This window comes from Salinicola sp. NYA28a (genome assembly GCF_976982775.1).
Genome location: NZ_OZ334582.1, coordinates 1901998 through 1927221, shown reverse-complemented (window position 1 = coordinate 1927221; position 25224 = coordinate 1901998). Strand labels below are relative to the sequence as shown.

At 61.3% G+C, this 25224-nt stretch carries 27 protein-coding genes and 1 pseudogene; 14 read left to right on the top strand and 14 right to left on the bottom strand.

All coding sequences use genetic code 11. From position 1 onward, the window contains the following. Nucleotides 1-55 precede the first annotated feature (55 nt). Nucleotides 56-292, top strand: coding sequence for a hypothetical protein (locus ACWHY3_RS08710; protein ID WP_448128039.1), 237 nt, complete (start codon nucleotides 56-58; stop codon nucleotides 290-292). Nucleotides 293-586: 294 nt separating this feature from the next. Here the strand turns inward: ACWHY3_RS08710 and ACWHY3_RS08705 are convergent, their stop codons facing one another. From ACWHY3_RS08705 to ACWHY3_RS08695, 3 genes and pseudogenes are all read right to left on the bottom strand, one after another. Next, the gene (locus tag ACWHY3_RS08705; protein WP_399590022.1) at nucleotides 587-1966 is read right to left on the bottom strand and encodes an IS1380 family transposase; all 1380 of its coding nucleotides are present in this window, start codon (nucleotides 1964-1966) and stop codon (nucleotides 587-589) included. A 504-nt stretch (nucleotides 1967-2470) separates the two neighbouring features. Continuing rightward, nucleotides 2471-2695 (bottom strand): BrnA antitoxin family protein, encoded by a 225-nt coding sequence (locus tag ACWHY3_RS08700; protein WP_083387167.1) that lies wholly within the window; start codon nucleotides 2693-2695, stop codon nucleotides 2471-2473. Next, nucleotides 2673-2882, bottom strand: a pseudogene (locus tag ACWHY3_RS08695) (BrnT family toxin); the annotation flags it as partial. The pseudogene ACWHY3_RS08695 and the gene ACWHY3_RS08700, both read right to left, overlap by 23 nt. Here ACWHY3_RS08695 and ACWHY3_RS08690 point away from each other — a divergent pair. The 3 genes from ACWHY3_RS08690 (at nucleotide 2790) to ACWHY3_RS08680 (ending at nucleotide 5058) form a co-directional block, all read left to right on the top strand. Then, entirely contained in the window at nucleotides 2790-2978 is a 189-nt protein-coding gene (locus tag ACWHY3_RS08690; protein WP_448128038.1) for a hypothetical protein, read from the top strand. The pseudogene ACWHY3_RS08695 and the gene ACWHY3_RS08690 sit on opposite strands and share 93 nt — an antisense overlap. Before the next feature lie 64 nt (nucleotides 2979-3042). Next, a complete protein-coding gene (locus ACWHY3_RS08685; RefSeq protein ID WP_303856553.1) occupies nucleotides 3043-4296 on the top strand; it encodes an IS256 family transposase in 1254 nt (417 codons plus the stop codon). A gap of 276 nt (nucleotides 4297-4572) precedes the next feature. Next, on the top strand, nucleotides 4573-5058 hold the full coding sequence (locus tag ACWHY3_RS08680) for a hypothetical protein (RefSeq protein WP_448128037.1): 486 nt from the start codon (nucleotides 4573-4575) through the stop codon (nucleotides 5056-5058). 298 nt (nucleotides 5059-5356) lie between these two features. On the opposite strand, the gene ACWHY3_RS08675 is transcribed toward ACWHY3_RS08680, so the two are convergent. Next, nucleotides 5357-5557, bottom strand: a complete 201-nt coding sequence (locus ACWHY3_RS08675; protein ID WP_448128036.1) for a hypothetical protein — start codon at nucleotides 5555-5557, stop codon at nucleotides 5357-5359. A 69-nt stretch (nucleotides 5558-5626) separates the two neighbouring features. On the opposite strand from ACWHY3_RS08675, the gene ACWHY3_RS08670 reads away from it, so the two are divergent. From ACWHY3_RS08670 to ACWHY3_RS08650, 5 genes are all read left to right on the top strand, one after another. Then, nucleotides 5627-6007 carry a flagellar protein FlaG gene (locus ACWHY3_RS08670; protein ID WP_247643197.1) on the top strand — a complete coding sequence of 127 codons (381 nt, stop codon included), beginning with the start codon at nucleotides 5627-5629 and terminating at the stop codon, nucleotides 6005-6007. Between the two features lie 294 nt (nucleotides 6008-6301). Continuing rightward, nucleotides 6302-6577, top strand: coding sequence for a hypothetical protein (locus ACWHY3_RS08665; protein WP_448128035.1), 276 nt, complete (start codon nucleotides 6302-6304; stop codon nucleotides 6575-6577). A gap of 250 nt (nucleotides 6578-6827) precedes the next feature. Beyond that, nucleotides 6828-7082 (top strand): DUF4258 domain-containing protein, encoded by a 255-nt coding sequence (locus tag ACWHY3_RS08660; protein WP_083387165.1) that lies wholly within the window; start codon nucleotides 6828-6830, stop codon nucleotides 7080-7082. 2 nt (nucleotides 7083-7084) lie between these two features. After that, nucleotides 7085-7276, top strand: coding sequence for a DUF2283 domain-containing protein (locus ACWHY3_RS08655; RefSeq protein WP_071230222.1), 192 nt, complete (start codon nucleotides 7085-7087; stop codon nucleotides 7274-7276). Nucleotides 7277-7504: 228 nt separating this feature from the next. Next, a complete protein-coding gene (locus tag ACWHY3_RS08650; RefSeq protein ID WP_448128034.1) occupies nucleotides 7505-9343 on the top strand; it encodes a SulP family inorganic anion transporter in 1839 nt (612 codons plus the stop codon). Here ACWHY3_RS08650 and ACWHY3_RS08645 read toward each other — a convergent pair. Then, nucleotides 9332-10540, bottom strand: a complete 1209-nt coding sequence (locus tag ACWHY3_RS08645; protein ID WP_448128033.1) for an AGE family epimerase/isomerase — start codon at nucleotides 10538-10540, stop codon at nucleotides 9332-9334. The genes ACWHY3_RS08650 and ACWHY3_RS08645 overlap by 12 nt on opposite strands. Before the next feature lie 298 nt (nucleotides 10541-10838). Between ACWHY3_RS08645 and csiR the strand changes: the two genes are divergently transcribed. Beyond that, nucleotides 10839-11540, top strand: a complete 702-nt coding sequence (gene csiR / locus ACWHY3_RS08640; RefSeq protein WP_448128032.1) for a DNA-binding transcriptional regulator CsiR — start codon at nucleotides 10839-10841, stop codon at nucleotides 11538-11540. Nucleotides 11541-11584: 44 nt separating this feature from the next. Here the strand turns inward: csiR and ACWHY3_RS08635 are convergent, their stop codons facing one another. Both ACWHY3_RS08635 and ACWHY3_RS08630 read right to left on the bottom strand, forming a co-directional pair. Next, a complete protein-coding gene (locus tag ACWHY3_RS08635) occupies nucleotides 11585-12838 on the bottom strand; it encodes a CaiB/BaiF CoA transferase family protein (RefSeq protein WP_448128031.1) in 1254 nt (417 codons plus the stop codon). Between the two features lie 5 nt (nucleotides 12839-12843). Beyond that, nucleotides 12844-14022 carry an acyl-CoA dehydrogenase gene (locus ACWHY3_RS08630; protein WP_332779802.1) on the bottom strand — a complete coding sequence of 393 codons (1179 nt, stop codon included), beginning with the start codon at nucleotides 14020-14022 and terminating at the stop codon, nucleotides 12844-12846. Nucleotides 14023-14180: 158 nt separating this feature from the next. Between ACWHY3_RS08630 and abiEi the strand changes: the two genes are divergently transcribed. After that, nucleotides 14181-14753, top strand: coding sequence for a type IV toxin-antitoxin system AbiEi family antitoxin (gene abiEi / locus ACWHY3_RS08625; RefSeq protein WP_087720957.1), 573 nt, complete (start codon nucleotides 14181-14183; stop codon nucleotides 14751-14753). Next, nucleotides 14750-15079, top strand: a complete 330-nt coding sequence (locus tag ACWHY3_RS08620; RefSeq protein ID WP_179208966.1) for a nucleotidyl transferase AbiEii/AbiGii toxin family protein — start codon at nucleotides 14750-14752, stop codon at nucleotides 15077-15079. Before abiEi ends, ACWHY3_RS08620 begins: the two co-directional genes overlap by 4 nt. 35 nt (nucleotides 15080-15114) lie before the next feature. Here ACWHY3_RS08620 and ACWHY3_RS08615 read toward each other — a convergent pair whose 3' ends face one another. From ACWHY3_RS08615 to ACWHY3_RS08605, 3 genes are read right to left on the bottom strand one after another with little or no spacing between them, the layout of a single operon-like run. Beyond that, on the bottom strand, nucleotides 15115-16404 hold the full coding sequence (locus ACWHY3_RS08615; protein ID WP_448128030.1) for an ISL3-like element ISPpu12 family transposase: 1290 nt from the start codon (nucleotides 16402-16404) through the stop codon (nucleotides 15115-15117). Nucleotides 16405-16425: 21 nt separating this feature from the next. Further along, nucleotides 16426-16938: a signal peptidase II gene (gene lspA, locus ACWHY3_RS08610; RefSeq protein WP_448128029.1), complete on the bottom strand. Its 513-nt coding sequence runs from the start codon at nucleotides 16936-16938 to the stop codon at nucleotides 16426-16428. 3 nt (nucleotides 16939-16941) lie between these two features. Beyond that, the gene (locus tag ACWHY3_RS08605) at nucleotides 16942-17838 is read right to left on the bottom strand and encodes a cation transporter (protein ID WP_448128028.1); all 897 of its coding nucleotides are present in this window, start codon (nucleotides 17836-17838) and stop codon (nucleotides 16942-16944) included. A gap of 95 nt (nucleotides 17839-17933) precedes the next feature. Here ACWHY3_RS08605 and cadR point away from each other — a divergent pair, with 95 nt between their 5' ends. Both cadR and ACWHY3_RS08595 read left to right on the top strand, forming a co-directional pair. Continuing rightward, nucleotides 17934-18341: a Cd(II)/Pb(II)-responsive transcriptional regulator gene (gene cadR, locus ACWHY3_RS08600; RefSeq protein ID WP_029396360.1), complete on the top strand. Its 408-nt coding sequence runs from the start codon at nucleotides 17934-17936 to the stop codon at nucleotides 18339-18341. Between the two features lie 95 nt (nucleotides 18342-18436). Then, the gene (locus ACWHY3_RS08595) at nucleotides 18437-19105 is read left to right on the top strand and encodes a nucleotidyl transferase AbiEii/AbiGii toxin family protein (RefSeq protein ID WP_448128027.1); all 669 of its coding nucleotides are present in this window, start codon (nucleotides 18437-18439) and stop codon (nucleotides 19103-19105) included. Here the strand turns inward: ACWHY3_RS08595 and cydC are convergent. The 4 genes from cydC to ACWHY3_RS08575 form a co-directional block, all read right to left on the bottom strand. Further along, nucleotides 19102-20778, bottom strand: coding sequence for a thiol reductant ABC exporter subunit CydC (cydC, locus tag ACWHY3_RS08590; RefSeq protein WP_448128026.1), 1677 nt, complete (start codon nucleotides 20776-20778; stop codon nucleotides 19102-19104). The two genes, ACWHY3_RS08595 and cydC, sit on opposite strands and share 4 nt — an antisense overlap. Then, the gene (gene cydD, locus ACWHY3_RS08585) at nucleotides 20775-22454 is read right to left on the bottom strand and encodes a thiol reductant ABC exporter subunit CydD (protein WP_448128025.1); all 1680 of its coding nucleotides are present in this window, start codon (nucleotides 22452-22454) and stop codon (nucleotides 20775-20777) included. Before cydD ends, cydC begins: the two co-directional genes overlap by 4 nt. Before the next feature lie 104 nt (nucleotides 22455-22558). Continuing rightward, entirely contained in the window at nucleotides 22559-23560 is a 1002-nt protein-coding gene (cydB, locus tag ACWHY3_RS08580; protein ID WP_448128024.1) for a cytochrome d ubiquinol oxidase subunit II, read from the bottom strand. Between the two features lie 3 nt (nucleotides 23561-23563). Next, a complete protein-coding gene (locus tag ACWHY3_RS08575) occupies nucleotides 23564-24976 on the bottom strand; it encodes a cytochrome ubiquinol oxidase subunit I (protein WP_448128023.1) in 1413 nt (470 codons plus the stop codon). Between the last annotated feature and the right edge of the window lie 248 nt (nucleotides 24977-25224).

The window sequence follows — 25224 nt, the reverse complement described above, 5'->3', positions numbered from 1 at the left end:
ACTGACGCTTCAGTGTGTTTTCATGTGTCAAACCCATCCTTTCCAGGTAGTTCCAATGACAGTGGAAGACTATGAATTCGTGTTGGCAGAGCTGCAGCGGCTCATCGACGATGCCAAGGCGCTGATGGCGAAATTCGAAACTGTGGCATTCGACCAGCAACTGCCGGGTGAATACGACGCACTACATGAGCTTTATACCCGGGCGGTGGAAGCTCAAAAGCGTTATACCTATGAGGCATTGGATCTCATCGAATCCGAAACGTCGGCATTGGAAAACTTTAATTTTAATTAAATCATATCAATTCCAACAAACAGCACGCACCTGCCGATTCGTCACCCTATACTCTTTTTATCCCGCCTCATTCACGAGGATGCTGATTGAGCGGTCTGAAGGTCCTGGCTGGTGGCAATGCTTACCAGGATCGGCCTCTTCAGCGCGAGTGGCCGTTGAGTAATTCTTGAGCGCTGCCTTTTTCCCGCTTTCTTATAGCTCTTTGGAATCAATTGCGACCGTCCAAGCAGACGTTATCGCCGACCCCTGCTCCAGTCGCTCGCTTTCTGATGTTGTGGTGGTCTCGCAGGAGCGTCAGCTCAGTGCGGTCAGCTTCGGCAGCCCCTTCAGCAGCGTCGGCCACCACTTGTCGGCGGCGGCACCCAGATGAACGGTGATTCGCCGAGCGTGCAGTCTCAGCGTGGCGGCGACCTTCAGCACCTGCTCGCGCATCCGGCTGAGGCTCCAGCCTTGCCGGGTCTGCCGCTCCAGCAGGCAGCGCAGGCCATGCAGGACCTGGTAGGCGTAGAGGCTGAGCAGCAGGCTCACCTCGTTGCGTGCCATCACGTCCTGAACGGTGGAGGCGCCGCGATCGGTCGACGAGAGGTGCACGTCGAGCGCCGACTTCACCTCGCCCATGTGCGCCTCGGCGCTGCCGCGCTTGCGGTAGAGCGCCAGGACCTTCTCCGGCGGCCAGTCGAACTTGCCGAGGTTGGTGACCAGGAAGAAGGCATGCAGCAGCAGGTCATCGGGGCGTTCCTGCACCACCAGCACCACGCGACGCGGTGCCGACCAAGAGCCCGCTTGATACTCCAGATCGTGGCACCACTCGCGAGGCTGCTCGGGTGGCCGGCCGGGTGGCCGCTTCAGGTGCGGTGCCGCCAGTTTCTGCAGGCCGGAGTGACTGCGCAGTCGGCCCAGGTACTCGATGTCGCACTCTTCCAGGGCCTCCAGCGTCGCGTTGTCGGTGAAACCGGCGTCGATGCGCACCCGAACCTGGGCGCCGGTGCTCTCGTTGAGTCGCCGCACCAGATGCGGGATCCAGGTGTCGGCGTTCTCGGCCGGGCCGGCGTTGCCCTCGCGCAGCAGGCCGCCCACCATGTCGCCGGTTTCTGCCAGCGAGGCGACCAGCGGTGAATAGATCCGCGCGCCGTACAGGCCATGATAGGCCGAGCCGCCCTGGTGGCCGTGGACCTCGATCGGCAGGCCGTCGATGTCCAGCGTCAGCTGCTTGGGGCGCTCGCCGTTCTTCAGCGCGGTCAGGCGCCAGATCACCAGTCGCAGCAGGCCTTCGTGCACGGCATCGATATTGTCGCAGCGCCCGAGGCAGGTCAGCAGCCGCGACAGCGTGGCTTGAGAGGGCCGGTCCTGGGCCAGGGGCGTTGTCCCGCGCGCATCGCTGCAGGCCAGCTGCCAGAGCGGATCACGGCGCAGCGTGTCGGTATCGCTGAGGTCGATCCAGCCCATCGCACGCTGCAGCACCAGGGTACGCAACTGGCTGGCCAGCGAATGAAGGATGCGCAGCGGGTGGCGTCGATCGACCAGATTGTCTTCCAGCGCCTCAATCACGCCGCTGTTGTCGAGGGCCTCACGCAACAGCAGAGCGCCGCTGTCGCTGGTAGTGCGCTGGCCGCTCAGCTCAACACGGACAGCGCCGTTGCATGAGGGCGTCCAGGTGGATAGGCTTTCACCCATAGCGGATGGCTCTCTTGGTTCAGATTCTTGGCGGAACACACTGAATTTTCAAGAGAATACCATCCGCTATCTTCGTTTTCGGGCCGGCCTCATGAATAAGCCGGGTTTATTCTTTTTATATGCTCTAGGCCTCATTCCTCACTTCAGAATCCTGGGTTCCCGTCGATAACTCCAGTAATCATTGTCTTCACCGTCTCTGCGCTGGCACGCGAGGGGTGATGACAACCTGCATCGGCACGCTCGAAGGTATCAATAGTGCTCGTATGCAGGCGATTGACGATGGCGAAGTCGCTTCCCGACGGGTGCCCCAGGTCCGGAGAGGCCGGTACTTCGGTTCTGGTGTAATGACCCCCTGGTTTCTGCACACCCATACGGATAACTTGGGGTGTGCTCGGGGACATGTAACCCAGAGAACGATGTGACTGCTCTTCATGACAATGCCAGCCAGCAGTCGATCACGGCTGTCACGGCTGCCCCCGAGTGCAAAGGCTGGATCGAGGCCATTCATAGCCACTCAATCTTGAGATCTTTATGTGACTGTGCGCAATCGCGCAGATAGAGATTGATGAGGCTCTGATATGGAAGGTCTTTTTCCTCGGCAAGCTTCTTGAAATACGCCACGGTATCTTCATCGAGCCGGATCGTGACCTGCTTCTTGAGCTTTTTGGCGTATGGGTTCTGGATAGAGTGTGAAAAATCGTAATGATCACGCATGTCTATACCCTTCATATGTCTTTCGTTCTCGCTTGTCCGCCTTACGCGCCGAGATGATGCGAATTGTTTCACCCTCTCTAACACAGTGGCATACCACCAGCAGACGTGAATGAATGCTCATCCCGAGGAGTATGAACCGGTCCTCCTCTTCAGAATGGTCGGGGTCTGCTATCAGCCGGCCGAACTCGTCGGTGAAGGCAGTCTTGGCCTCGTGGAACGAGACGTCATGCTTTTTGCGGTTGGCGGCATCCTTGCGGGGATCGAGTTAAGCTCAAGTCTGGTGGATGGGAGGAGGTAGGAAGGGTGGCGTATCCTGTTGATTGATCACGACCAAGATCTCAACCAACACGAGTGGATACGCCATGACCGATTCTACCCTCCAGGCTCTTTCACAACCAGAACCCCAGGTCGCTGACCCGCTGCACGAGCTGCTGCGACGAGGTGCCCGTGACCTGATCGCCAAGGCCGTCGAGGCCGAGTTGGCCACCTTCCTGGCGCAGTATACCGATCAGCGGCTCGACGATGGACGTCAGGCCGTGGTCCGCAACGGCTACCTGCCCGAGCGCATGGTCCAGACCGGGGTTGGGGATGTCAGCGTGAAGGTGCCCAAGGTGCGTGACCGCAGCGGCGGTGGTGCTCGCTTCAACAGCAGCCTGCTGCCGCCCTACCTGAAGCGGGCCCGCAGCATCGAGGAGCTGATCCCCTGGCTCTACCTGAAGGGGATCTCCACCGGCGACTACCAGGAGGCGCTGGCGGCGCTGCTGGGCGACCAGGCCAAGGGGCTCTCGGCCAACACGGTGTCTCGGCTCAAGAAGCAGTGGGAAGACGAGCATACCGAGTGGCGGCAGCGTGACCTGTCAGACCGTCGCTACGTCTACTGGTGGGCCGACGGCGTGTACAGCAACGTGCGCATGGATGACCGCCTGTGTCTGCTGGTGATCATCGGTGTCACGGAGCAGGGCCGCAAGGAGCTGGTGGCCGTCGAGGACGGCTTCCGTGAGTCGGCAGACAGCTGGGAAACGCTGCTGACGGGGCTGCGAGAGCGCGGTCTGACTCAAGCCCCCAAGCTGGCGGTGGGCGACGGTGCCATGGGGTTCTGGGCGGCGCTGAGCAAGATCTATCCGGCGACCGACCACCAGCGCTGCTGGGTCCACAAAACTGCTAACGTGCTGAACAAGCTGCCGAAGTCGGTGCAGCCCAAGGTCAAGGCCGACCTCCATGACATCTGGATGGCTGAGACCCGCGACGAGGCGCACAAGGCCTTTGATCGCACGCTGAAGCGCTTCGAGGCCAAGTACCCCAAGGCGATGGAGTGCCTGGCCAAGGATCGGAACGAGCTGCTGGCGTTCTACGACTACCCGGCAGAGCATTGGGTGCATATCCGCACCACCAACCCGATCGAGTCGACCTTCGCCACGGTCCGCCTGCGGACCAAGCGCAGCCGGAACTGCGGCTCCCGAGCGACGACCCTGGCGATGGTCTTCAAGCTGCTCCAGAGCGCCGAGAAGCGCTGGAAGCGCATCAAGGGGTTTAGAAAGCTGGAGCTGGTCGTGAACAACGTCCGGTTCCAGGATGGGGAGCAGGTAACCGATCAGTCAGACAGGACTGCCGCCTGACTGCCATCCACCAGATTTGACTATAACTCGCGGGGATCCCAGTCAAAGGTAAGATGGCTCATGCACTACATTGTAGTTATAGCGTATGGATCGTCAATGACGGCATTCCCCGGAAGAGGCCGTAGCACGGAACCAAGCCCCCCCTCCATAACTGCACAGGCGACAGTACCGCTCAGCAAGGGGACACCGATCAGGCAATAATCATGGCTAAAGAATGCCGCCATGCAACCGATAACATATTGACATTACTCTATTTTCCCGGAGCCAGTTCTCGTCATGGCGGTCATCAATACCAATCTTCTCTCCCTCAAGGCCCAGCAGAATCAGGGCCGCGCTTCGAATGGCCTATCCACCTCGCTCTGCCAAAATGGGGAGTCAAGTCGAGACAATACCAGGTTCACCACCAGGGCTTTTGCCTCCTGCTCTCGGCTTCCGAGCAGACGGCAAAATGCTTCTTTAATCGGCCCAATGGCTGGCGCTTGTGTGTGTTCTCATACGTCAAACTCACCGTTCCAGGTAGCTTCAATGACAGTGGAAGACTACGAATTCGTGTTGGCAGAGCTGCAGCGGCTCATCGACGATGCCAAGGCGCTGATGGCGAAATTCGAAACTGTGGAATTCGACCAGCAGCTGCCGGGTGAATATCACGCGCTACATGAGCTCTATACCCGGGCGGTGAAAGCTCAAAAGCGTTATACCTATGAGGCATTGGATCTCATCGAATCCGACACGTCGGCATTGGAAAACTTTAATTTTAATTAAATCATATCAATTCCAATCAACAGGACTCACCTGCCGATTCGTCACCCTACCTTCTTTTTATATGCACTAAGCTTCGTCTGAAAAATCGACGAGCGATAGCCAGACAAGGCGCAACGACCGTAGGGAGTAACAGCCGGAGGCTGGCCCGAAGGGTGAGCGTAGCGAATCAGAATTGGCGAAAAAGGACCGGGCTGGCGTCCCAGTTTATGTAGATAAATGAGCATTTTGAGGCAATTTTTAACGCCGTATGGGTGAGCGCAGGCATTTTTCAGACAAAGCGTAGGCTCCCTCCTTTACTTTAGAATCCCTCTTCATTGTCGATAACTCTAGAAATCAGTGTCTTCAACCTCTCTGCGCCGGCGCGCGAGGGGTGATGACAACCTGCATCGGCACGCTCGAAGGTATCAATAGTGCTGGTTTGCAGGCGATTGACGATGGCGAAGTCGCTTCCCGACGGGTAGTCCGCATCAGCGGCCGGTATCAGGGAAGCCGGCGCCATCGTGTATGGCGTTCGTAGCATCAGCGCGGTATTCCGACATTCCGGTTTGATCCTTCGAGGAAGATAGTCATGCCTAACACCGTCGATATGGCGACACTCCATCTGAACCTGTCATCGAACGGCTCATCCCAGCAGCGGCTCGACATCCTGCTCCAGAGCGCGGAGCAGATGCCGCAACCGATGTCCCAACGTGGCAATGTTGCCCCGGATGACGATCCACTATCTATCTTCAGTGGCCCGCTGGGCGATCAGGTCAGTGAGCTCAACGAGGCCATGCGGCAATACGGCCTGCGCTTCGAGCTGAGCGAGTTCGACAGCCGTGTCATCACGAAGGTGGTAGACAAGGAGACCGGCGAAGTGATCCGGCAGATTCCGGCGGAGGAGATGCTGCGGATTGCCGAGGCTTTTGCCAGCGACAACGGCGGACGGCTGCTCGACGCTTCGGCATGACCGCGCCGCCCTTCTTTAAACGCCCGCCGACCAGGCTTCCGTCGCGCTGGCGTCTCGATGCCTGTGTAGCGCTTCATGCGCGATTCGTGTGCAAAGCTCAAGTTCTCGCAGGACAGACCGATATTCGCTGGCATACGGCGCTCATCTTGCAGCGCCAGACCTACCCTGACCCAAACGGCCATTTCAAGTATGCCTACTTCGCGAGACTGCTCCACACTGAACACTGACGGCAATCTATTCGCCCGAGACATCGTTCATGACCTGATTCCCAAGCTCAAGGCGACGCAAAATCTCGTGAACGATACGCTTCGCGTTAGAGTTGCAAAGGCTGGCAATGACGACGAACGCAGCCACTACCAGCTTCTACAGCAGGAGTTCGAGCTGGAAATCATGATGATCAACATGAACCTGGAACATCTGCTGCAACGCTACGCTCAGGAAATCCGGAATATCGCCGAATCTGACGGCAGCCTGACCGGCCCGGTGCTGGAACTTGATCAACATGAGCGCTTTGCCATCGATAGCGCCAGGAAACTCTATGAGCGGGCGCGGGCCATCCAGACCGCTTGACGGGGCGTGGAGGGCTTTTGAATCAAAGCGAATGTCAGCAACTCGATACCGTCATTGACGATACCACGAGATGATGAAGCGCTTCGAGGTGGCGGGCATGATCAGTTCACCGGCTCATGCTTGCGCTGCATGTCGAGGAACACCTCGACATAGCGCTGTCCGCGTCGTGAGGCCTGCAAATCCATACCGCGATGGGTTCTTACCCATGTTATGTTGATAATCGTCAGCAATATCGGCAAAGAGGAGCCTCATGTTCAGTACACGTTTTGGCCTTAGGGTGCATGTTACTCGCCACGCCCGCGAGCGAATGGCGCAGCGCAACATTAACGAGGCATTACTGGGTGAGCTTCTCGAAACGGGTCAAGTGCGATACAAAGATGACATCCGGTTATGGATTGCCAAGGAGGCCCCAGGGCGGCAGGATAATCTAATCTGTGCTGCCGTCATCCTTGAGGAGATGCTGGTAGTCAAAACGGTGATGCATCATTTTCAGTGGGAAAGCTAGCCATGCGTACGACTTATGATGAAGCGGACGATATTCTGGTAGTTCACCTCTCGGAGAAGCCAATCATCAAGGAAGGTTCTCAGGACTGGAATACCCATGTCAGCTATGCCGAGGACGGCACGATTGTCGAAATCGTCATACTCGAAGCTTCTAAACAAGGAGCATGGCCACTACTGCGTAGCCATGCAGCCTGATTCTCGAAAACACGGCAACCCCGCCAAGAGCCTGTATCGCTTGCCATCGATAGCGCCAGGAAACTCTATGAGCGGGCGCGGGCCATCCAGACCGCTTGACGGTGCGTGGAGCGCGGGCGGCCGGCTTCCCTTTCCAGCTTGCATGCGTCCGGCTTGCATGCGCCAGCCTTGAGGCGCACCATTTATCGTTTCGAACGATAAGCTTATGCAAGGGAGCTACATAGCACGATGAGCCTTTGGCGCCGACTGAGGGGAACCGATACGCGAGAGCAGATCCATTTCCGTGCTCGTCTGGCACGTTATTTTCCGATTATCAGTTGGGCGCCCTATTACAACCGCCATCTCCTCAACGAGGATCTGGTGGCATCCCTCATCGTCACGCTGATGGTGATCCCTCAGGCGCTGGCCTATGCCATTCTCGCCGGGCTGCCGGCGATTACCGGCCTCTACGCCAGCATGCTGCCACTGATTCTCTACTCGATCTTCGGGACCAGCCGGACGTTGGCCGTCGGGCCGATGGCGATCGTCTCGTTGATGACGGCCGCCGCCCTCTCGCCGCTGTTCGCCAGCGGTACGGCCGCCTACAGCCAGGCCGCCGTGACCCTGGCCATGCTGTCGGGCCTGATTCTGGCCGTCATGGGCCTGCTGAAGCTCGGCTTCTTCGCCAATTTCCTCAGTCATCCGGTGGTTTCCGGCCTGCTCACGGCTTCCGGTGTGCTGATTGCCGCCAGCCAGTTCGCCAGCCTGATCGGCGTCGGCGGTTCGGGCTTCACGTTGATCGATCAACTGGCCCATCTGCTGACCCACCTGAGCGACATCCATTGGCCGACTCTGATACTGGGCGCCTCGGCGCTGGTGTTCTTGCTGCTCATGCGCCGCGCCGGCCCGGTGTTGCGGAAGATGGGGCTGCGGGCCGGCGTCGCGACGTTCATCGTGCGCCTGGGGCCGGTCATGGCGGTCGCGATCACGACGCTGGTTTCCTGGTCGCTGGACCTGCCGGCGCTCGGGGTGGATGTGGTCGGCCATATCCCCGCTCACCTGCCGCCGCTGAGCCTGCCATCGTTCGATCCGGGCCTGCTGCGCGACCTGCTGCTGCCTGCGTTCCTGATCAGCGTGGTGGGGTTCATCGAGTCGGTCTCGCTGGCGCAGATGCTGGCGGCGCGCCGGCGCGAGCGCATCTCGCCGGATCAGGAGCTGGTGGGCCTCGGCACCGCCAACCTCGCGGCGGCCTTCACCTCCGGCATGCCGGTGACGGGCAGCCTGTCGCGCACGGTGATCAACTTCGATTCGGGCGCCCGCACGCCGGCCGCGGGGGCATTCGCGGCGCTGGGCGTCGGGTTGGTGATCCTGTTTTTGACCTCGCTGATCGCCTATCTGCCTATCGCGACTCTCGCGGCCAGCATCATCGTTTCGGCGATGACGCTGGTCGACCTGCCCGGCCTGAAGCGGACCTGGCACTATTCCCGCAGCGACTTCGCCGCGATGCTGATCACGATCGTGCTGACATTCGTCGAGGGCGTGGAAGCCGGTGTCATGGCCGGCGTCGGCGTGTCGCTGGCGCTCTATCTCTATCGCACCAGCCGGCCCCACACGGCGGAAGTCGGCCGCCTGCCGGGCACGGAGCATTTCCGCAACATCCAGCGCCACGAGGCGGAAGTCGACGATGAGATCGCCCTGCTGCGCATCGACGAAAGCCTCTACTTCGCCAACGCCCGCTATCTCGAGGATACCGTCTACGGCCTGCTGGCCGATCGCGCCAACCTGAAGCATCTGGTGCTGATCTGCTCGGCGGTGAACCTGATCGACGCCTCGGCGCTGGGAAGCCTGGAGGCGATCAATGCCCGCCTGAAGGACTCGCAGGTCACGCTGCATCTGGCGGAGGTGAAAGGGCCGGTCATGGATCGACTCAGCAAGAGCGATTTCCTGGAGCATCTGACCGGGGAGTCCTACCTCAGCACCTTTTCGGCCTGGACCAACATCCGCCATCGGCTCGACGATGAACGGGCCGCTCTGCTGGCGTCGAAAGCGTCGTCGACCGAGACAGCCCCCGAAGCCTCAGGCCGGTGACGCTGCCTGCCGCTCGCCGTGCTGGCGCCGCATGATCGGCAGAATGTCGCAACAGGCGCCGAGAGTCTGGCAGTCGGTCTTGGGGGCCGGGCTCTTCTCTCTGGAATAGCAACGGTTGTCCGGCGTCAGGATCCGATACCAGGCGCCGTGCTCGTGATCGATCATATGCTGCCAGCAGTAATTGGCGATCTTGTCGTACCAGCGCCAGTAGCGGGCTTCGCCCGTCAGGTCGCCCAGCATCGCCGCGGCGACGAGGCTTTCGGCCTGCACCCAGTACACCTTGTCGCGATTGAGAAACTGGCGGTTGAAATCCACGCCGTAGACGAGCCCGCCGTATCGGGCATCCCACCCCTTCTCGACCGCTTCGATGAACAGACGCTTGGCCGTGGGAATCAACCAGCTCTCCCTCGGGCAATGGCGCGAAAGCACTACCATCAGCCTGGCCCAGGTGGTCTGATGCCCGATCTGGAACCCCCAGGGGCGAAACAGGTCGTCGGGCTGGTCGCGGTGGTAATCGAAATCAGGGTGCCAATCGCGGTCGTAATGCTCCCAGAGCCAGCCATCGCCCACCGGCGCGAGCTTGTGCCATAGGGTCCGCGAGATGGTCAGTGCGCGATCCAGAAAGGCAGCGTCGCCGGTCGCGTCGAAGGCGCCGATCAACGCTTCGCAGCTGCGCAGGTTGGCGCTCTGGCCCCGGTAGCCGGTCAGTTGCCAATGGTCGTCCGCTTCGGCGGCGTACAACTGCCGATGGGGCTCGAAAAAGCGCCGGGTCTGTAATGCATGCACGCGGTCGAGTCCGGCTCGGGCTTCGGTGATCCCTGCCTTCAGGGCCGTAGCGTAGGCCAGCATGACCGAGGCCAGCCCGTAGCAGTGCTGGGTGGTGTCGTCGGGCTTGCCGTTGTCCAGCGTCCAGGCGTAGCCCTGGGTTCGGGTCTGGTAATGGCTTTCTTCCAGAAACTTCAGCCCGTGCCGCGCCCACGCCAGGTATTCCGGGTCGCCCGTCTGCATGGCGTAGCGGGCATAGAGGATCACGTAGCCGGCGCTGGAAACGAGATGCCGATGGTGGCGGTTGTAGAGATGCCCGTCGTCGGTGAGATAGTGATGGAATCCTGCCTGAGGGTCGATACAGCGAGGGTGATAGAACGCCATGATCCTGGCGATGTGCTGCTCGATCTGGTGCGGTGTGGTCAGCGGCATGACGGATCTCTCTCTCTATCGCAAACGCTTCATCGCAAACGCTTCATCACGAACGCTTCATCACGAACGTGCCTTGATCGGGCCTATCTCGTGATCGAGAACGGCGCTTCGCCGCGAACGTCTCTCACGACGAACCATGCGCCCAGTCCTGGCAGCGTCGAAGTCTTCCTTGCCAGTCTGGTCGCCGGTCAGGCCCATCACAATGCGTCTCTCGTCGAGTACCTTTTGGCTCGACACGGGCGTCGATATTTTTATTCAATATCGACAGACGCTGAATGACACACCCATCGATTCCGACATGGCCCGAGACATGACCGCGATTTCCGACCGTTCTCCCACCGCGCTCGATGTCTATCATCGCCTGAAGGCGGACATCATTCGTGGCTTCTACGCGCCGCAGGAAAAGCTGCTGATGAGCCGGCTCAAGGCCCGCTACGACACCGGGGTCGGCCCCTTGCGCGAAGCGCTGACCCGATTGATCGGCGAGCGCCTGGTCACGGGTATCAGCCAGCGGGGTTATCGAGTGGCGCCGATGTCGATCGCCGAGCTGGAAGCGATCTACGACGCGCGGGCGGAGCTGGAAGGGTTGCTGATTCGGCTCGCCATCGAACGCGGCGACGACGAATGGGAAGCGACGGTGCTGGCACGCACCCATACTCTGGCCAAGGTCACCCGGGTACAGGACGCCGACGAGATGCTCGAACGCTGGGATACGCGCCACCAGGCACTGCACGATGCGATGGTGGCCGGCTGCGGCTGCCTGCCGCTGCTGCAGTCCCGCGCGGCGCTGTTCGATCAGGCCCAGCGTTATCGCCACCTGTGGCTGCGCCAGACCGTCTTTTCCGAGCAGGCGCTCGCCGAGAAGCAGCGCGAACACCAGGCGCTGCTCGATACGATTCTGGCCCGCGATGCCTCCGCCGCCAGTTTGCTGATGCGGGAACACCTGATGACGCCGGTGCCGATCATCCGGGAGCGGTTGCAGGAACAGGGCTGGGTTTAAGCGTCTCTGGTTTCAACGCCCCGAGCTTTTGAGCTCTTCCCCGCTCAGGGAATCGCGCCTTCCAGACGCAACGCCGCGACCGCTTCGGCGTCCAGCGCCAGCCAATCGCTCAGCACGCTCTCGGTGTGCTCACCCAGGCGCGGCGGTGACAGGGACGAGGCCATCCGCTGACCATCCAGCGTGATCGGGTTGGCGACCAGCCGCGCACGGTGGCCGTCGCTCATGGTGCGCTCCACCACCATCTCCCGGTGGCGTACCTGCGGATCGTCGAACACCTGATCCAGCGTGTTGATAGGGCCGCAAGGCACGCCGTGGACTTCCAGCAGCGCAAGCCATTCGTCCCTCGGCCTGGCGATCAGGCGTTCGCTCAAGCGCGCGACGAGAAGCTCCCGGTGGGCGACCCGCTGGGCGTTGGTGGCAAAGCGCGGGTCCGTCGCCCATTCGCTCTCGCCCAGCGCCTCGCAGAGATGCCGGAACTGGGTGTCGTTGCCCACGGTGACAATGAGGTGACCATCCGACGCGGCGAAGGCCTGATACGGCACGATGTTCGGATGCGCGTTGCCCATGCGCTGCGGCGTCTGCCCGCCGGTCAGATAGTTGAGCGCCTGGTTGGCGAGCACGCCGACCTGAACGTCCAGCAACGCCATGTCGATATAACCGCCCTCGCCGCTGGCATCCCGTCGGCGCAGCGCCGCGAGAATCGCGTTGGCGGCGTAGAGCCCGGTGAAGATATCGGTGATCGCGACGCCCACCTTTATCGGTTCGCCGCCACGGTCGTCGGGTTCGCCGGTCAGGCTCATCAACCCGCCCATGCCCTGGATCAGGAAGTCGTAACCGGCGCGGCCGGCGTAGGGCCCGTCCTGGCCGAAGCCGGTGATCGAGCAGTAGACCAGCTCCGGCTTGAGCCTTTTGAGGCTGACGTAATCGAGCCCGTAGGCGGCCAGCCCGCCGACCTTGAAGTTCTCGATCACCACGTCGGCCTTCGTTGCCAGCCGGCGGACCAGCTCCTGCCCCTCGGTCGTCGAAAGATCGATGGCGACCGAGCGCTTGCCGCGATTGGCGCTGAGAAAATAGGCGGAGGCTCTGGTCTCCTGCCCCGAACCCGCCATCGATTCCGTCTCCGCATCTTCCAGCCACGGCGGCCCCCAGGCGCGGGTATCGTCGCCCTGCCCTGGCCTTTCGATCTTGACCACTTCGGCGCCGAGATCCGCCAGTTGCTGCGTACACCACGGGCCGGCCAGCACCCGCGAGAGATCCAGCACCTTGAGCCCGGCCAGCGGCTGGGTGACGTCGCTCATCGCGCTCACCCGAACGCCTGGATGCCGGTCTGGGCGCGGCCCAGGATCAGAGCGTGGACATCATGCGTGCCCTCGTAGGTATTGACCGTCTCCAGGTTGATCATGTGGCGGATCACGCCGAACTCCAGCGAGATGCCGTTGCCGCCGTGCATGTCCCGCGCGACGCGGGCGATATCGAGCGCCTTGCCACAGTGATTGCGCTTGATCAGCGAGATCATCTCCGGCGTGGCCTGGCCATCGTCCAGCAGACGGCCGACTCGCAGACAGGCCTGCAGCCCCAGGGCGATTTCGGTCTGCATGTCCGCCAGCTTGAGCTGGACCAGCTGAGTCGCTGCCAGCGGACGCCCGAACTGCTGGCGATCCAGCGTGTACTGACGGGCAGCGTGCCAGCAGAATTCCGCCGCGCCCATGGTGCCCCAGCTGATGCCGTAGCGGGCCTTGTTGAGACACCCGAACGGCCCGCCGAGCCCGGAGGCGCCGGGCAACAGCGCCTCTTCCGGCACGAAGACGTCATCCAGCACGATCTCGCCGGTCACCGAGGCGCGCAGCGACGCCTTGGCGTGAATGGTCGGCGTCGAGAAGCCCTCGGCACCGCGTTCGACCACGAAGCCCTTGATCTTGCCCTCGTGGGCATCGGATTTGGCCCAGACCACGGCGATATCGGCGATCGGACTATTGGTGATCCACATCTTCTGGCCGCTGAGGCGGTAGCCGCCTTCGACCTTCTTCGCCCGGGTCTGCATGCTGCCGGGGTCGGAGCCCGCGTTGGGCTCGGTCAGGCCGAAGCAGCCCACCATTTCGCCGCTGGCCAGCTCGGGCAGGTAGCGCTGCTTCTGCGCCTCGGTGCCGTAGGCCTCGATCGGATACATCACCAGCGAGGATTGCACGCTCATGGCGGAACGGTAGCCGGAGTCGACCCGCTCGACCTCTCGGGCGATCAACCCGTAAGCGACGTGATTGGCGCCGGCGCCGCCATAGCTCTCGGCCACCGTCGCGCCCAGCAGGCCCAGCCCGCCCATCTCGCGCAGGATCTCGCGGTCGAAGTGATCCTTCTCGAAAGCCTCGAGCACGCGTGGCTGCAGGCGCTCCTGACAGTAGTCGCGTGCCAGCTGCTGAATCTGGCGCTCTTCGTCGCTGAGCTGCTGGCCGAACAGGAAAGGGTCGTCCCATTGGAAGGCGGACATGTCTTTGGCTCCTGGCACCGTCGATGCCGTTCGTGAGAAGCCACCACGATAGCGCCATTCGCAATGTCGACACTATTGGCAAAATGTCTACGTTTTAAAGCATTGCTAAGAGGTAAGTGGACGCATAATCTATACAAAACCAGATTTGGTGTTCACTTATGAACCTCAATACCGCCCGTGATCGACTGGATCGCTGGGATCGACAAGGGCGATGTGTCTACACGCTAGCCGGTCTGGCCAAGGTATTCCCCGAGGATAGCCCCAAGACATTGCAGGAGAGTATCGGTCGGTTACGCCGATTCGGCGTACTCGAAGGCGTCCACAGGGGCATCTACGTTTATGCTCGATCAAGGCGGACAAAAGCCGATCGGCTCGAGGAAATCGCCAAAACCATGCGACGTGGCGAGTACAGCTACGTGAGCCTGGAGTCGGCTTTATCGGCTTATGGTGCGATATCGCAGATACCGGTCGACCGGCTGACGATCATGACTACCGGGCGAAAAGGCCTCTATCGGACGCCTTACGGAACGCTCGAATTCACTCATACCAAGCGCCCGGTACAGGAATTGCTGCAGCGGATGCGAGATGTCGGACGTCCGTTGAAAGTTGCGACGCCGGAGGCGGCCTGGGCCGACCTCAAACGCGTCGGTCGCAATACCCATCTGGTAGATACCGCAGCGCTGGTGCCCGATGAGCATCAGTCGCTCGACAGGGAGCAAGATATGTCATGAAGCGCATCGAACCTGCGGATTTTGCCGCGCTTGTCGACTTGGCCATGGAAGATCCCGCGCGTCGTGCAATGCGGCCGGTCGTCGAAAAGGAGCTGCTCCATTTCGATATTCTGTTCGCGCTCGACCGCGAGCGGTTACTCGAAGGACTGACATTTCAAGGCGGGACCTCGTTGAGACTTTGCTATGGCGCTCCGCGATTCAGCGAATATCTCGACTTCGTGGGCGGGACGGCATTCAACAGCCGGGACGTCTCGCGCATCAAAACATGCATCGAGGATTACGTCAGCCAACGCTATCAATTGGGGGTATACGGATTTAATGGTTGATGGGGCACCTTCACCCCATCAATCTGATACCACCCTCAGATGGTTGATAGATCGACTCCGTAGTTGAGTTCCTCTGCGAAGTCCGGCAGTCCGTAACCGATGGTTTTCTTGTAGAAAGGAGAGACCTTCGCAGTCGGTGCCTTCTTCTTGTGCTTCGTGGTGTAGAGCATTCGTGCCCGCATCACCTCGAAGGAGTAACCGCGCCCTTCACGGTTCTTGTCCTTGGCCAGTCGGTTGATGGACTCCGTGTAAGCGTTGGTGACGGGCATGTCCGTCTCGAAGTAGGTCATGGTCTCTTCGCGCCAGTTTCCCACTGCCCTGACCAGATCGCTCCAGACTTCCTTTTGGCCCTTCGGGATGGTGGCTATCCACTCGTCCAGGGCGGCTTCTGCCTGGAGCCGTGTGGTGGCGTCCCAGATGCCGTAGAAGCGCTCCTTGTGCTCGTAGGCGGCCAGCAGTTGCGGGAACGCGCCTGTCCAGGTCTCCATGATGAGGCGCTCCCGGTCTGAGACTTCGTGAGCGCGTTTCAGCAGGATTTTCCGGTCTCCCTTGAGAGTCCGGCTCTGGGACGGTTTCAGCTCCTTTCTGAGGCCCTTGCGCACTCTCTCTAGGGCATCGTTGGCCATGCGCACCACATGGAACTTATCGACCACGATACGGGCCTGGGGCAGCACAGCCTTGACCGCTGCCCGGTAGGGGTTCCACATGTCCATGCTGACGATCTCGACCTTCTGCCGGTCTTTCAGCTTCATCAGGTAGTTGGTCACCACGTCCTGGCGGCGGGTGGCCAGCAGGTCGAGCAGGGTTCGCTCCTCAATGTTGGTCAGAATGCAGCGGTAGCGCTTGTTCAGGTATAGCTCGTCAATGCCCAGGATGCGGGGCGTCTCGAAGCGGTGCCAGCGCCCCAGGAACTCGGCGCGGGCGTTGAAGATGTCGCGCACCGTCTTCTCGTCCAGGCCGGTCTGTGCCGCCACAAAGGTGTAGGGGTGGTTGAAGGATTCCTTCTCCACGTACTCATGCAGCCGCAGTGTCATACGGAATCCGTCCACCATCTCCGGTAGCTGGGGCCTGAATGTTGTCTTGCAGGCCCGGCAGGTGTATCGGCGGCGGACCACCCAGAGAGTGACCCGCTTGCCGTGGATGGGCAGATCACGATAGGGAACGTCACGCTTGCCGAACCGTACGAACTCACCCTGCACGCCGCATTCCTCGCAGGCGATGGGATCGGGCACGTCCACCTGGAAGTGCATTTCGTCGTCGGTGGTTTTGCAGCCCAGTACTTGGTATTGCGGCAGGTGAAGGATGTTGTCGGGAAGTTCGGTCATGGTGTTGTATAGGCGTAGGTGTCAGTCAGATCCATCCGACTCGGCATTGGTGTTTGCTTTTTTACCCAACAAGCTGCTGGAAACGAAAAGTAAGGCACCGAGGACAATTGCAATATCAGCCAGGTTGAAGGCCGGCCAATGCCAGTCTCGCCAATAGAAATCAAAGGAATCCACAACATAGCCGCGAAAGACCCGGTCAATCAGGTTGCCCATGGCGCCACCGAGGATAAGACTGTAAGCGATGGCTTCTCCTTTATGACGATTTTCAAGGATCAGCTTGATCAGAAAAATCGAGACCGCCACCGCGATCCCGATAAAAAAGTAGCGCTGCCAGCCTCCACCATTCGCAAAAAGACTGAATGCGGCACCGGTGTTCCTTAGGTGCACCCAGTTAAAGAACGGGGTCACCGAAACATACTCGCCATAGGCCATTGATTGCTGCACCAGCCACTTTACAGCTTGATCAGACGTTGCCAGCAGGCCCGATATGGACAACAGGGCGTACGGCGAGAGCTTTTTGCCAATAATGAGCATTATTTAACCCTTGAGCGCCAGAATGCGCCTGGCACCGTTAAGCACGACGAGCCCCGCGATGGTGCCGATAATTAGATCCGGATAATTGGAACCGGTCCACACGACCAGGGCGCCGGCGGTGATGACCCCCAGGTTGATCACCACGTCGTTGGCCGAGAATATCCAGCTTGCCTTCATGTGCGCCCCGCCCTCCCGATGTTTGGATATGAGCAGCAGACAACTGGTATTGGCAATCAATGCGACGAATGCGATAGCCATCATCACCAGCGATTCAGGCTCACTACCGAATACAAAGCGTCTCACCACCTCTACGAGCGCGCCCACAGCCAAGATCAGTTGCAGTACACCAGCAAGATGCGCGGCACGTACCTGCATTTTCACGCTAAGTCCAACCGCATAAAGGGCAAGCCCGTACACCGCCGCATCGGCAAAATTGTCCAGGGACTCTCCAATCAGGCCGGTGGACTGGGCGATCAGACCGGCAGTCATTTCCACCACGAACAGAAGTGCATTGATGCCGAGCAACCAGCGCAGGGTCCCGGATTCTTGCTTAGCAGAAGCTGCCGAAAACTCGGCGGCCTTGATGGTCTCCGGATTTGCAGCGACGGTTTCCTGAAGCGAGGCGCCTAGCCCCAAGGTCTTCAGTTTCGAGGTGACGGGCTCGACCTCGCCGTCATGCACGACCTTCAGCCGGCGGTTCGACAAGTCGAAGGACAGCGCCCGAATCTCCTCAAAGCCGTTCAGGGCTAGGCGAATCATTCGTTCTTCTGATGGACAGTCCATCTTCGGCACGGCATAAACACTGACCCATCTCCCTGGCGCCTCGGAGGAGGCCTGTATATCGGTATCCGCTGCGGACGTTGCATCACCGCCACAGGCGCCACCACAGGATTTGCTCATGATACGACTCCACTTGAACAATGTTGTGGTACCATTTAAAACTATAAAGCTACTATAAGGTCAATAGAGTAAAGAATCCGTTGGGGAGGAGGCTGATGCGCATTGGTCAGTTGGCGCAGTTGGTAGGGGTCGAAACACAGACGATCCGCTTCTATGAACAGCAGGGCTTGTTGCCGCCGCCTGATCGGCAGGACAACGGTTACCGTGTCTATACCGAGAAGCATGGTGAGGGGCTGGCCTTCATCCGTCGCTGCAGAATCCTGGGCCTGTCACTGGCTGAGATTCACGAACTACAGAGCTATCAGGACGCCCCTCATCAGCCTTGTACCGCCGTCAACGCCTTGCTCGATGATCACATCTCTCATGTGCGGTCGCAGATAACCGCTCTGCAAGCGCTTGAGAAACAACTCGTTTCACTGAGAGCGAGTTGCAACGATGACCGGGAAGTTGAGGCGTGTGGGGTTCTTGCTGGAATTAGCGAAGGAAACATGCACCAGCAGTAGGTGAAGCATCAACCAGATAATCCGATGAGATGCCGGTCTGTCTCACTCTCATGCAAAGGTAAGATCAACCATTTAATCCGCTTACCCAATTGGGAGTGACCGTCAAGCAACCGAAAACCCTCCGCGAAGATCCCCGCTATGCCGAAGTGAAAGTCGACAAATGGCAGGTGGCCGTCACTACCGCACCAGCCCGTCGTGACCTGGCCAAGCAGAAAATCAAGCTGGAGATCGCCAACATCCCTGCCTACACGCGGCAGGCACGGGGCTTGCAGCTACACTACCCGTTCCTGCCTGACGGCTATGCAGATCTGCTGGTCCTCACCGAGACAATGGACGAGGTGATGGCCGACAAACTGGTATCGCTGGTCAATACCCGGCGCTACGTCCGTAACCGCGATATCTGGGACCTGCAATGGCTGAAACAGCAAGGTGCGCAGCCAGACGCTACCCTGGTCCAGAAGAAACTGTTCGACTACCGAATAACGGACTATGTCGCCAAGGCAGAAGACTTGATCGAACGCCTCCCGGGGATCATTCAGGGAGCGGCGTTCCAGCAGGAAATGCAGCGATTCCTGCCAGCCGATACGCTCGACCGGACCTTGCGCAATCCAAGCTTTGCGGACTATCTGGCCCCGAGAACTGGCAAGCACTTTCTCGCAGCTCATCGATCCGCTCGAAGGCCGGAAGCCGGCGGGACCGGCTCCGGAATTCTTGCTGTAAACGCCAAAACACGCAGGTTTCGGTCGTCGAAAAGCCGCTGCTAACCGAGGAGCTGTGTGCCCTGCTTGCCCGGCACCAGCCGCCAGTAGCGGTCGCAGCGGGGCAGTGCCGCTTCGTCGTGCCCCAGCAATAGCGCCGTGCGTCCGGCCAGCCAGGCGTCCAGTGCCGTCGCGAGCGACGCCGCGGTGGCGGCGTCCAGGCCGCTCAAGGGCTCGTCCAGGATCACCAGCGGCGAATCGCGCAACATCACCCGCGCCAGTGCGACCCGGCGCGCCTGACCGCCGGAAAGCTGGCGCCCCTGCTCGCCGACCCAGGTTTCCAGCCCTTCCGGCAGCGCCTCCGCCCAGGCCTTGAGCTCGACGCGCTCGAGCGCATCCCACAGCTGCGCGTCGCTGGCATCCGGATCGCCCATGCGCAGGTTGGCGGCCAGGGTGTCGTGGAACAGTTCGCTGCGCTGGGTGAGGTAACCGATTCTGGCTCTCAGCGAATCGGGGGCGAGCCCGGCAATATCCTGATGATCGAATTCGACACGTCCGCCCTGTGGGTCGAAGGCGCGCACGGCCAGTTGCGCCAGCGTCGACTTGCCGATCCCCGAGGCGCCGATGATGCCGATACGCTGGCCGGGGTCGAGGGAAAGATTCAGGCCGCTGAACACGACTCGCGCTCCGTGGGCGACCTCGACGTTTCGATAGCTCAGCGACGGCGCCGCGCCGCCCGTGGTCAAGCGCTCTCCGGTCAGCGGCGTCTTCAGTTCGGCCTGGGCGTTGAGCCGCTCCGCCGCCCGCACCGTTGCGCCCAGTTGCGTGAAGGCCATCGGCAGGTTGCCCAGGCCTTCGCTCACCGCGAGCGTCCCCAGCGCAAGCATCACCATGACCGGACCGCTCACCTGCCCGCTACGAAAGGCTTCGAGCCCCAGCAGCAGCACGGCCAGCGTGGCCAGTTGGATTCCCACGGTGACGACAAGATTGCCCGTTGCCGTGCGCTGGCCGAGTCGGCGCTGATCGTCGAGCAGCGCCCGTTCTTCGCGATGCCAGAGCGCGCGGTGGGCATCCAGTGCGCGGTAGCTGGTCAGTTCCGCCAGTCCTTCGACCTGCTCGATCGCGCGGACACGCAGCCGCTCCTGACGATCGACCCGGCGATGGCTGGCTCGCCAGCCCCACCAGGCGCAGCCGGCGGTGGCGACCAGCCCCAGCGGCAACAGAATGGCGAGCAGGACGACCCCCGCGATGGGCAGAAACGCCGCCGCGAAGGCCGCGAACGCCAGGATGCTGAGCAGCGCGACCAGCGGCGGCGCCAGCAGGCGCAGGTAGAGGTTGTCGAGGGTGTCGATATCCGCCGTCAGCCGGTTGAGCCACTGGGAAGCGCGTGCCCGTGCCAGCGTGCGCGCATCCAGGGTGACCAGCCTCGCGAACACGCGCCCGCGCAGATCGGCCAGCAGCCGCAATATCGTATCGTGATTGTAGAGCCGCTCCAGATAGCGACTGACCGTGCGCGAGACGGCGAAGAATCGAATCCCGCCCCCCGGCGTGAACACGTCCAGATAGCCCGAGGCGCTAACCGCCGCGATTGCCGTGGCGGTAATGAACCAGCCGGAGAGCGACAGCAGTCCCAATGCGCTGAGCAGCGTGGCGAGCATCAGCAGCGCCCCCAGCAGCAAGCGCCCGCGCCGCTCGGCCAGGACGCCGAGCCAGGGTCGCAGAGATAGCAGTGCTTTCATGAGTTCGTCTCCCGCGCATCGGCCGAGCGCTCGATCCGTGACAACCGGCCTTGTTCGATCGCGAAGACCCGACCGGCCATCGCCATGATCGCCGGATGGTGGGTGGCGACGATCAGGGTCCGCCCGCTCGCCGCCAGTTGCGTCAGCCCCGCGATCACGTGCTGTTCGGTTTCCGGGTCCAGCGCCGCCGTCGGCTCGTCCAGCAGCACCAGCCTGGCCGGGGAGAGAAACACCCGGGCCAGCGCCAGCCGCTGCCCTTCGCCACCGGAAAGCCCGACACCGCGTTCGCCCAGCGGCGTCTCGAGCCCGCTTGGTGCCGATGCCAACCACTGGCCCAGCCCGGCCTGCGTCAAGGCGCTGCGCAATGCCTCGTCACTGGCATCGGGCGCGACCAGCCGCAGATTTTCGGCCAGCGTGCCCTGGATGATCAGCGGACGCTGATCCAGCCAGGCGATGGCCGGATCGCGCCGTACCTCGACCTCCCCCGCGCTCGGCGCGATGAACCCGGCGATCAGTTGCAGCAGACTGGATTTGCCGCTGCCGGATGGACCGATCAGCGCTACCACTTCGCCCGAATCGACACGCAGCGACAACGGCCCGAGAATTCGCTCGCGTCCGGCATGGCGCAGTTCAACGTTCACGAGCTCGACGGCACCCGGGACAAGCTCACGACTGGCCGTCTCGTCGGGCCGGGTGCTTTCCGCAGGTGCGGCTTCGTCGGCATCCGGTTCGAGCAGTGCCACCAGCCCTTCGGCGGCCCCCAGGGCGGAGGCGCGATCGTGATAGTGCTGGGAGAGCGTGCGCAGCGGCTGGAAGAACTCCGGCGCCAGCAGCAGGATAAACAGCCCGCTGAACAGATCGAGCTGCTCGGCCGGCCCGTACTGGATGTAGCCGAGCAGGCCGAGACCGATATAGATGGCCACGACGGCCACCGACACGGCAGCGAAGAATTCGAGCACCGCCGATGACAGAAACGCCACCCGCAGCGTCTTGAGGCTGCGCTGACGATAGTCGTGGGCAACCTCGCTGACCTCTTCGACGCTGCGCTCGGCGAGCCCGAAGAGCTGAAGGGTCGCGATACCCCGCACCCGATCGAGAAAATGCCCGGAAAGCCGGGTGACCGCCTGGAACTGCGCCTCGTTGAGACGCTGGGCGCCCATGCCGATCAGCGCCATGAACAGCGGAATCAAGGGGGCGGCGATCAGCAACCAGATCGCCGCCAGCCAGTTGAGCCAGAACACCACGACGAGATAGACCAGCGGAATCAGCGCCGCCAACACCATCTGCGGCAGGAAGCGGGAATAATAGCCTTCCAGCGACTCGACCTGATCCACCAGTTGACTGGCCAGCCCCGCGCTATGGCGGGAAGCCAGACGCACCGGGCCCAACTGCTGCAGGCGCACCAGCAGGCGCGCCCGCACCTGCTGCTTGACCCGCAGGCCGCAAGCCTGACCGCAGACCTCCTGCCCCCATTGCGCCACGGCACGGACGCCGATGGCGAGCGCGATCAGCGCGACGCCGAGGGTGACATCGCCCAGCGTGGCCTGGTTCGAGACGACATCGTCGACGACCCAGGCCAGTGCGCCCATCTGGATCAAGGTGGCGAGGCCCGCCAGCAGGCCGCAGCCGACGGCGCCTCGATACCAGGGCCGGACGCCGGCCGCTTGCTGCTTCAACCACGCTCTCGAAGCGCTCGTACGTGGCGAAGCGTTCATGCGTGGCGAAGCGTTCGTGCGTGGCGCGTTCGTGGATGATAGACCCGTGGTTCGCCTCGCGGCACTCAATGGTAGCCCTCACCCACGCGGACCTTGCCGCGGAAGACCCAGTAGGACCACGCGGTGTAGGTCAGCACGATCGGTACCACGAACAGCACGCCGATCAGGATGAAGAACTGGGATTCCGGCGCCGAGGCGGCGTCCCAAAGCGTGTAGTCCGGCGGAATCACGTAAGGCCAGCGGCTGACCAGCAGTCCCAGGTAGGTGAAGATGAACAGGCCCAGTGTCAGCAGGAAGGCCAGACCTTCACGCCGGCGACGAGTCGCCACATAGATGCCCACGGCGCACAGCAGCGCCGCGAACGGCAGCAGCCAGATCACCTGCATGTGGTCGAACCAGCGATCGAACACGCCCGGATCGATCCACGGGGTCCACAGGCTGACGATGACGAATACCACCAGCACGCCGATCAGCAGCTTGGGAATCAGACCTCGCGCCCATTCGCGAACGTGCCCTTCCGACTTCAGCACCAGCCAGGTCGCGCCCAGCAGGGTATAGCCGACCACCAGCCCGAGACCGGTCAGGATGGAGAACGGGGTCAGCCAGTCGAACGCCCCACCGGTGTAGACACGATCGGCGGTTTCGAAACCCTGGATATAGGCACCCACCACGCAGCCCTGCGCGAACGCTGCAACGAAGGAGCCACCGGCGAACGCGGCATTCCACCAGCCGCGCGTGCGCTTGGACTTGAAGCGGAATTCGAACGCCACCCCGCGGAAGATCAGGCCGGCCAGCATCAGGAAGACGCCCAGATAAAGCGCCGGCAACAAGATGGTGTAGACCAGCGGGAAGGCCGCGATGAGTCCGGTGCCCCCGAGTACCAGCCAGGTTTCATTGCCATCCCACACCGGCGCGACGGAATTCATCATCACGTCGCGGGCATCCTCGTCGGGCGCAAACGGAAACAGGATGCCCAAGCCCAGGTCGAACCCATCCATCAACACATACATGATGATGCCGAAAGCGATGATGACGGCCCAAAATAGTGAAAGATCGAACATTTCCATGGTTTAACTCCTGGACGAGGCGGTGCTGCCGTCAAAGGGAACACGGGTAGCGGAAAGCGGACGCTCGGGGCGGTCGTAATCGTGCATCTCCTCGTCTTCGCCGAGCTCATCCAGGCCCTGACGCACGACCTTGAACAGGTAGTAGATACCGGCCCAGAAGATCACCGCATAAACCGCGAGATAGCCGATCAGCGTCGCCAGCACCATTCCACCGGAAAGCGAAGGCGTGACGGCGTCGGCGTAGGAAAGAACGCCATAGACCAGCCACGGCGAGCGCCCGATTTCGGTCACGAACCACCCGGCCAGTACCGCCACGAACGGCGCCAGGCTCATCCCCTGCAAGCCGTGCAGGAACCAGCGCGACGTATACAGCCGCCCTCCGCGGCGCAGCACCAGCCCAGCGATGGCGAACGCGATCATCAGAACGCCCAGCGCGACCATCACGCGGAAGCTGTAGAAGACGATCCACACCGGTGGCTGCTGGTCGACGGGGATATCCTTGAGCCCCGGCACCACGCCGTCGGCATCATGGCGCAGAATCAGGCTGGCGCCATTGGGGATGCCGATCTCGGCGCGGTTGGCCTGGAGGTCGCGATCCGGCAGCGCGAACAGCAGCAATGGCACATTGGACTGGGTTTCCCAGTTACCTTCCATGGCCGCGATCTTCTCCGGCTGATGCTCGAGCGTGTTCAGCCCGTGCTCGTCACCAATCCAGGCCTGTAGCGGGGTCAGAATCAGCAGCAACCACATGGTCATGGAAAGCGCTCGCTTGTGCGCTTCCACATCACGCCGCCGCAGCAGGAACCAGGCACTGACGCCGCAAACCACAAACCCGCCGGTCAGAAACGCCGCCATCGCCATATGCGCGAAGCGATACGGGAAGGAAGGGTTGAAAATGGCCTCGATCCAGGAGGTGACATGCACCATGCCCTCGCGAATCTCGTAGCCTTGCGGGGTCTGCATCCAGCTGTTGGTCGCCAGAATCCAGAATGCCGAGATGAACGTCCCCGCGGCGACCATCAGCGCTGCGAAGAAGTGCACCGAAGGCGACACCCGATGACGACCGAACAGCAGCACGCCGAGGAAGCCGGCCTCGAGGAAGAAGGCGGTGATGACCTCGTAACTCAACATCGGTCCGATGAAGTTCGAGGCGAACTGGGAGAAGTTGCTCCAATTGGTGCCGAACTGGAATGCCATGACGATTCCCGTCACCACACCCATGGCGAAGACGACGGCGAAGATCTTGGTCCAGAATAATCCCAACCGATCCCACACGGCTTCACCGGTGGCTACGTAAAGGCCCTGAAGCAAGGCCACGTATGAGGCCAAACCGATCGTGAAGACCGGAAATATGGTATGAAAAGAGACCACGAAAGCGAACTGCAATCGTGACAACAGGATAGGATCTAATGCCATGGCTGACTCCTCGCAAGCGTTCAGGGCAGCGGTTCCCTCATGCCCCGACGACAGATGTTTCTTCGTTCTGTTTGCCCGTCGAACGACCATTGCAGCCGTCGATGCTTAACATCGCTTTACATCATAAGGAAAGTGTTTCCGTCGGCCGCCGTGTCCTGATGTCGCATGCCAGCGTCGACCTTTCCCTTTTTCTCCCTAGACAACCTAGGCAATAGTGCCGGAAGTCGCCAACGACGAGGGCTTGCGAC

Coding starts and splice junctions, on each gene's coding strand:
- ACWHY3_RS08710 (WP_448128039.1), top strand. CDS start 56: ATGACAGTGGAAGACTATGAATTCGTGTTGGCAGAGCTGCAGCGGCTC.
- ACWHY3_RS08705 (WP_399590022.1), bottom strand. CDS start 1,966: ATGGGTGAAAGCCTATCCACCTGGACGCCCTCATGCAACGGCGCTGTC.
- ACWHY3_RS08700 (WP_083387167.1), bottom strand. CDS start 2,695: ATGAAGGGTATAGACATGCGTGATCATTACGATTTTTCACACTCTATC.
- ACWHY3_RS08690 (WP_448128038.1), top strand. CDS start 2,790: ATGAATGCTCATCCCGAGGAGTATGAACCGGTCCTCCTCTTCAGAATG.
- ACWHY3_RS08685 (WP_303856553.1), top strand. CDS start 3,043: ATGACCGATTCTACCCTCCAGGCTCTTTCACAACCAGAACCCCAGGTC.
- ACWHY3_RS08680 (WP_448128037.1), top strand. CDS start 4,573: ATGGCGGTCATCAATACCAATCTTCTCTCCCTCAAGGCCCAGCAGAAT.
- ACWHY3_RS08675 (WP_448128036.1), bottom strand. CDS start 5,557: ATGGCGCCGGCTTCCCTGATACCGGCCGCTGATGCGGACTACCCGTCG.
- ACWHY3_RS08670 (WP_247643197.1), top strand. CDS start 5,627: ATGCCTAACACCGTCGATATGGCGACACTCCATCTGAACCTGTCATCG.
- ACWHY3_RS08660 (WP_083387165.1), top strand. CDS start 6,828: ATGTTCAGTACACGTTTTGGCCTTAGGGTGCATGTTACTCGCCACGCC.
- ACWHY3_RS08655 (WP_071230222.1), top strand. CDS start 7,085: ATGCGTACGACTTATGATGAAGCGGACGATATTCTGGTAGTTCACCTC.
- ACWHY3_RS08650 (WP_448128034.1), top strand. CDS start 7,505: ATGAGCCTTTGGCGCCGACTGAGGGGAACCGATACGCGAGAGCAGATC.
- ACWHY3_RS08645 (WP_448128033.1), bottom strand. CDS start 10,540: ATGCCGCTGACCACACCGCACCAGATCGAGCAGCACATCGCCAGGATC.
- csiR (WP_448128032.1), top strand. CDS start 10,839: ATGGCCCGAGACATGACCGCGATTTCCGACCGTTCTCCCACCGCGCTC.
- ACWHY3_RS08635 (WP_448128031.1), bottom strand. CDS start 12,838: ATGAGCGACGTCACCCAGCCGCTGGCCGGGCTCAAGGTGCTGGATCTC.
- ACWHY3_RS08630 (WP_332779802.1), bottom strand. CDS start 14,022: ATGTCCGCCTTCCAATGGGACGACCCTTTCCTGTTCGGCCAGCAGCTC.
- abiEi (WP_087720957.1), top strand. CDS start 14,181: ATGAACCTCAATACCGCCCGTGATCGACTGGATCGCTGGGATCGACAA.
- ACWHY3_RS08620 (WP_179208966.1), top strand. CDS start 14,750: ATGAAGCGCATCGAACCTGCGGATTTTGCCGCGCTTGTCGACTTGGCC.
- ACWHY3_RS08615 (WP_448128030.1), bottom strand. CDS start 16,404: ATGACCGAACTTCCCGACAACATCCTTCACCTGCCGCAATACCAAGTA.
- lspA (WP_448128029.1), bottom strand. CDS start 16,938: ATGCTCATTATTGGCAAAAAGCTCTCGCCGTACGCCCTGTTGTCCATA.
- ACWHY3_RS08605 (WP_448128028.1), bottom strand. CDS start 17,838: ATGAGCAAATCCTGTGGTGGCGCCTGTGGCGGTGATGCAACGTCCGCA.
- cadR (WP_029396360.1), top strand. CDS start 17,934: ATGCGCATTGGTCAGTTGGCGCAGTTGGTAGGGGTCGAAACACAGACG.
- cydC (WP_448128026.1), bottom strand. CDS start 20,778: ATGAAAGCACTGCTATCTCTGCGACCCTGGCTCGGCGTCCTGGCCGAG.
- cydB (WP_448128024.1), bottom strand. CDS start 23,560: ATGGAAATGTTCGATCTTTCACTATTTTGGGCCGTCATCATCGCTTTC.
- ACWHY3_RS08575 (WP_448128023.1), bottom strand. CDS start 24,976: ATGGCATTAGATCCTATCCTGTTGTCACGATTGCAGTTCGCTTTCGTG.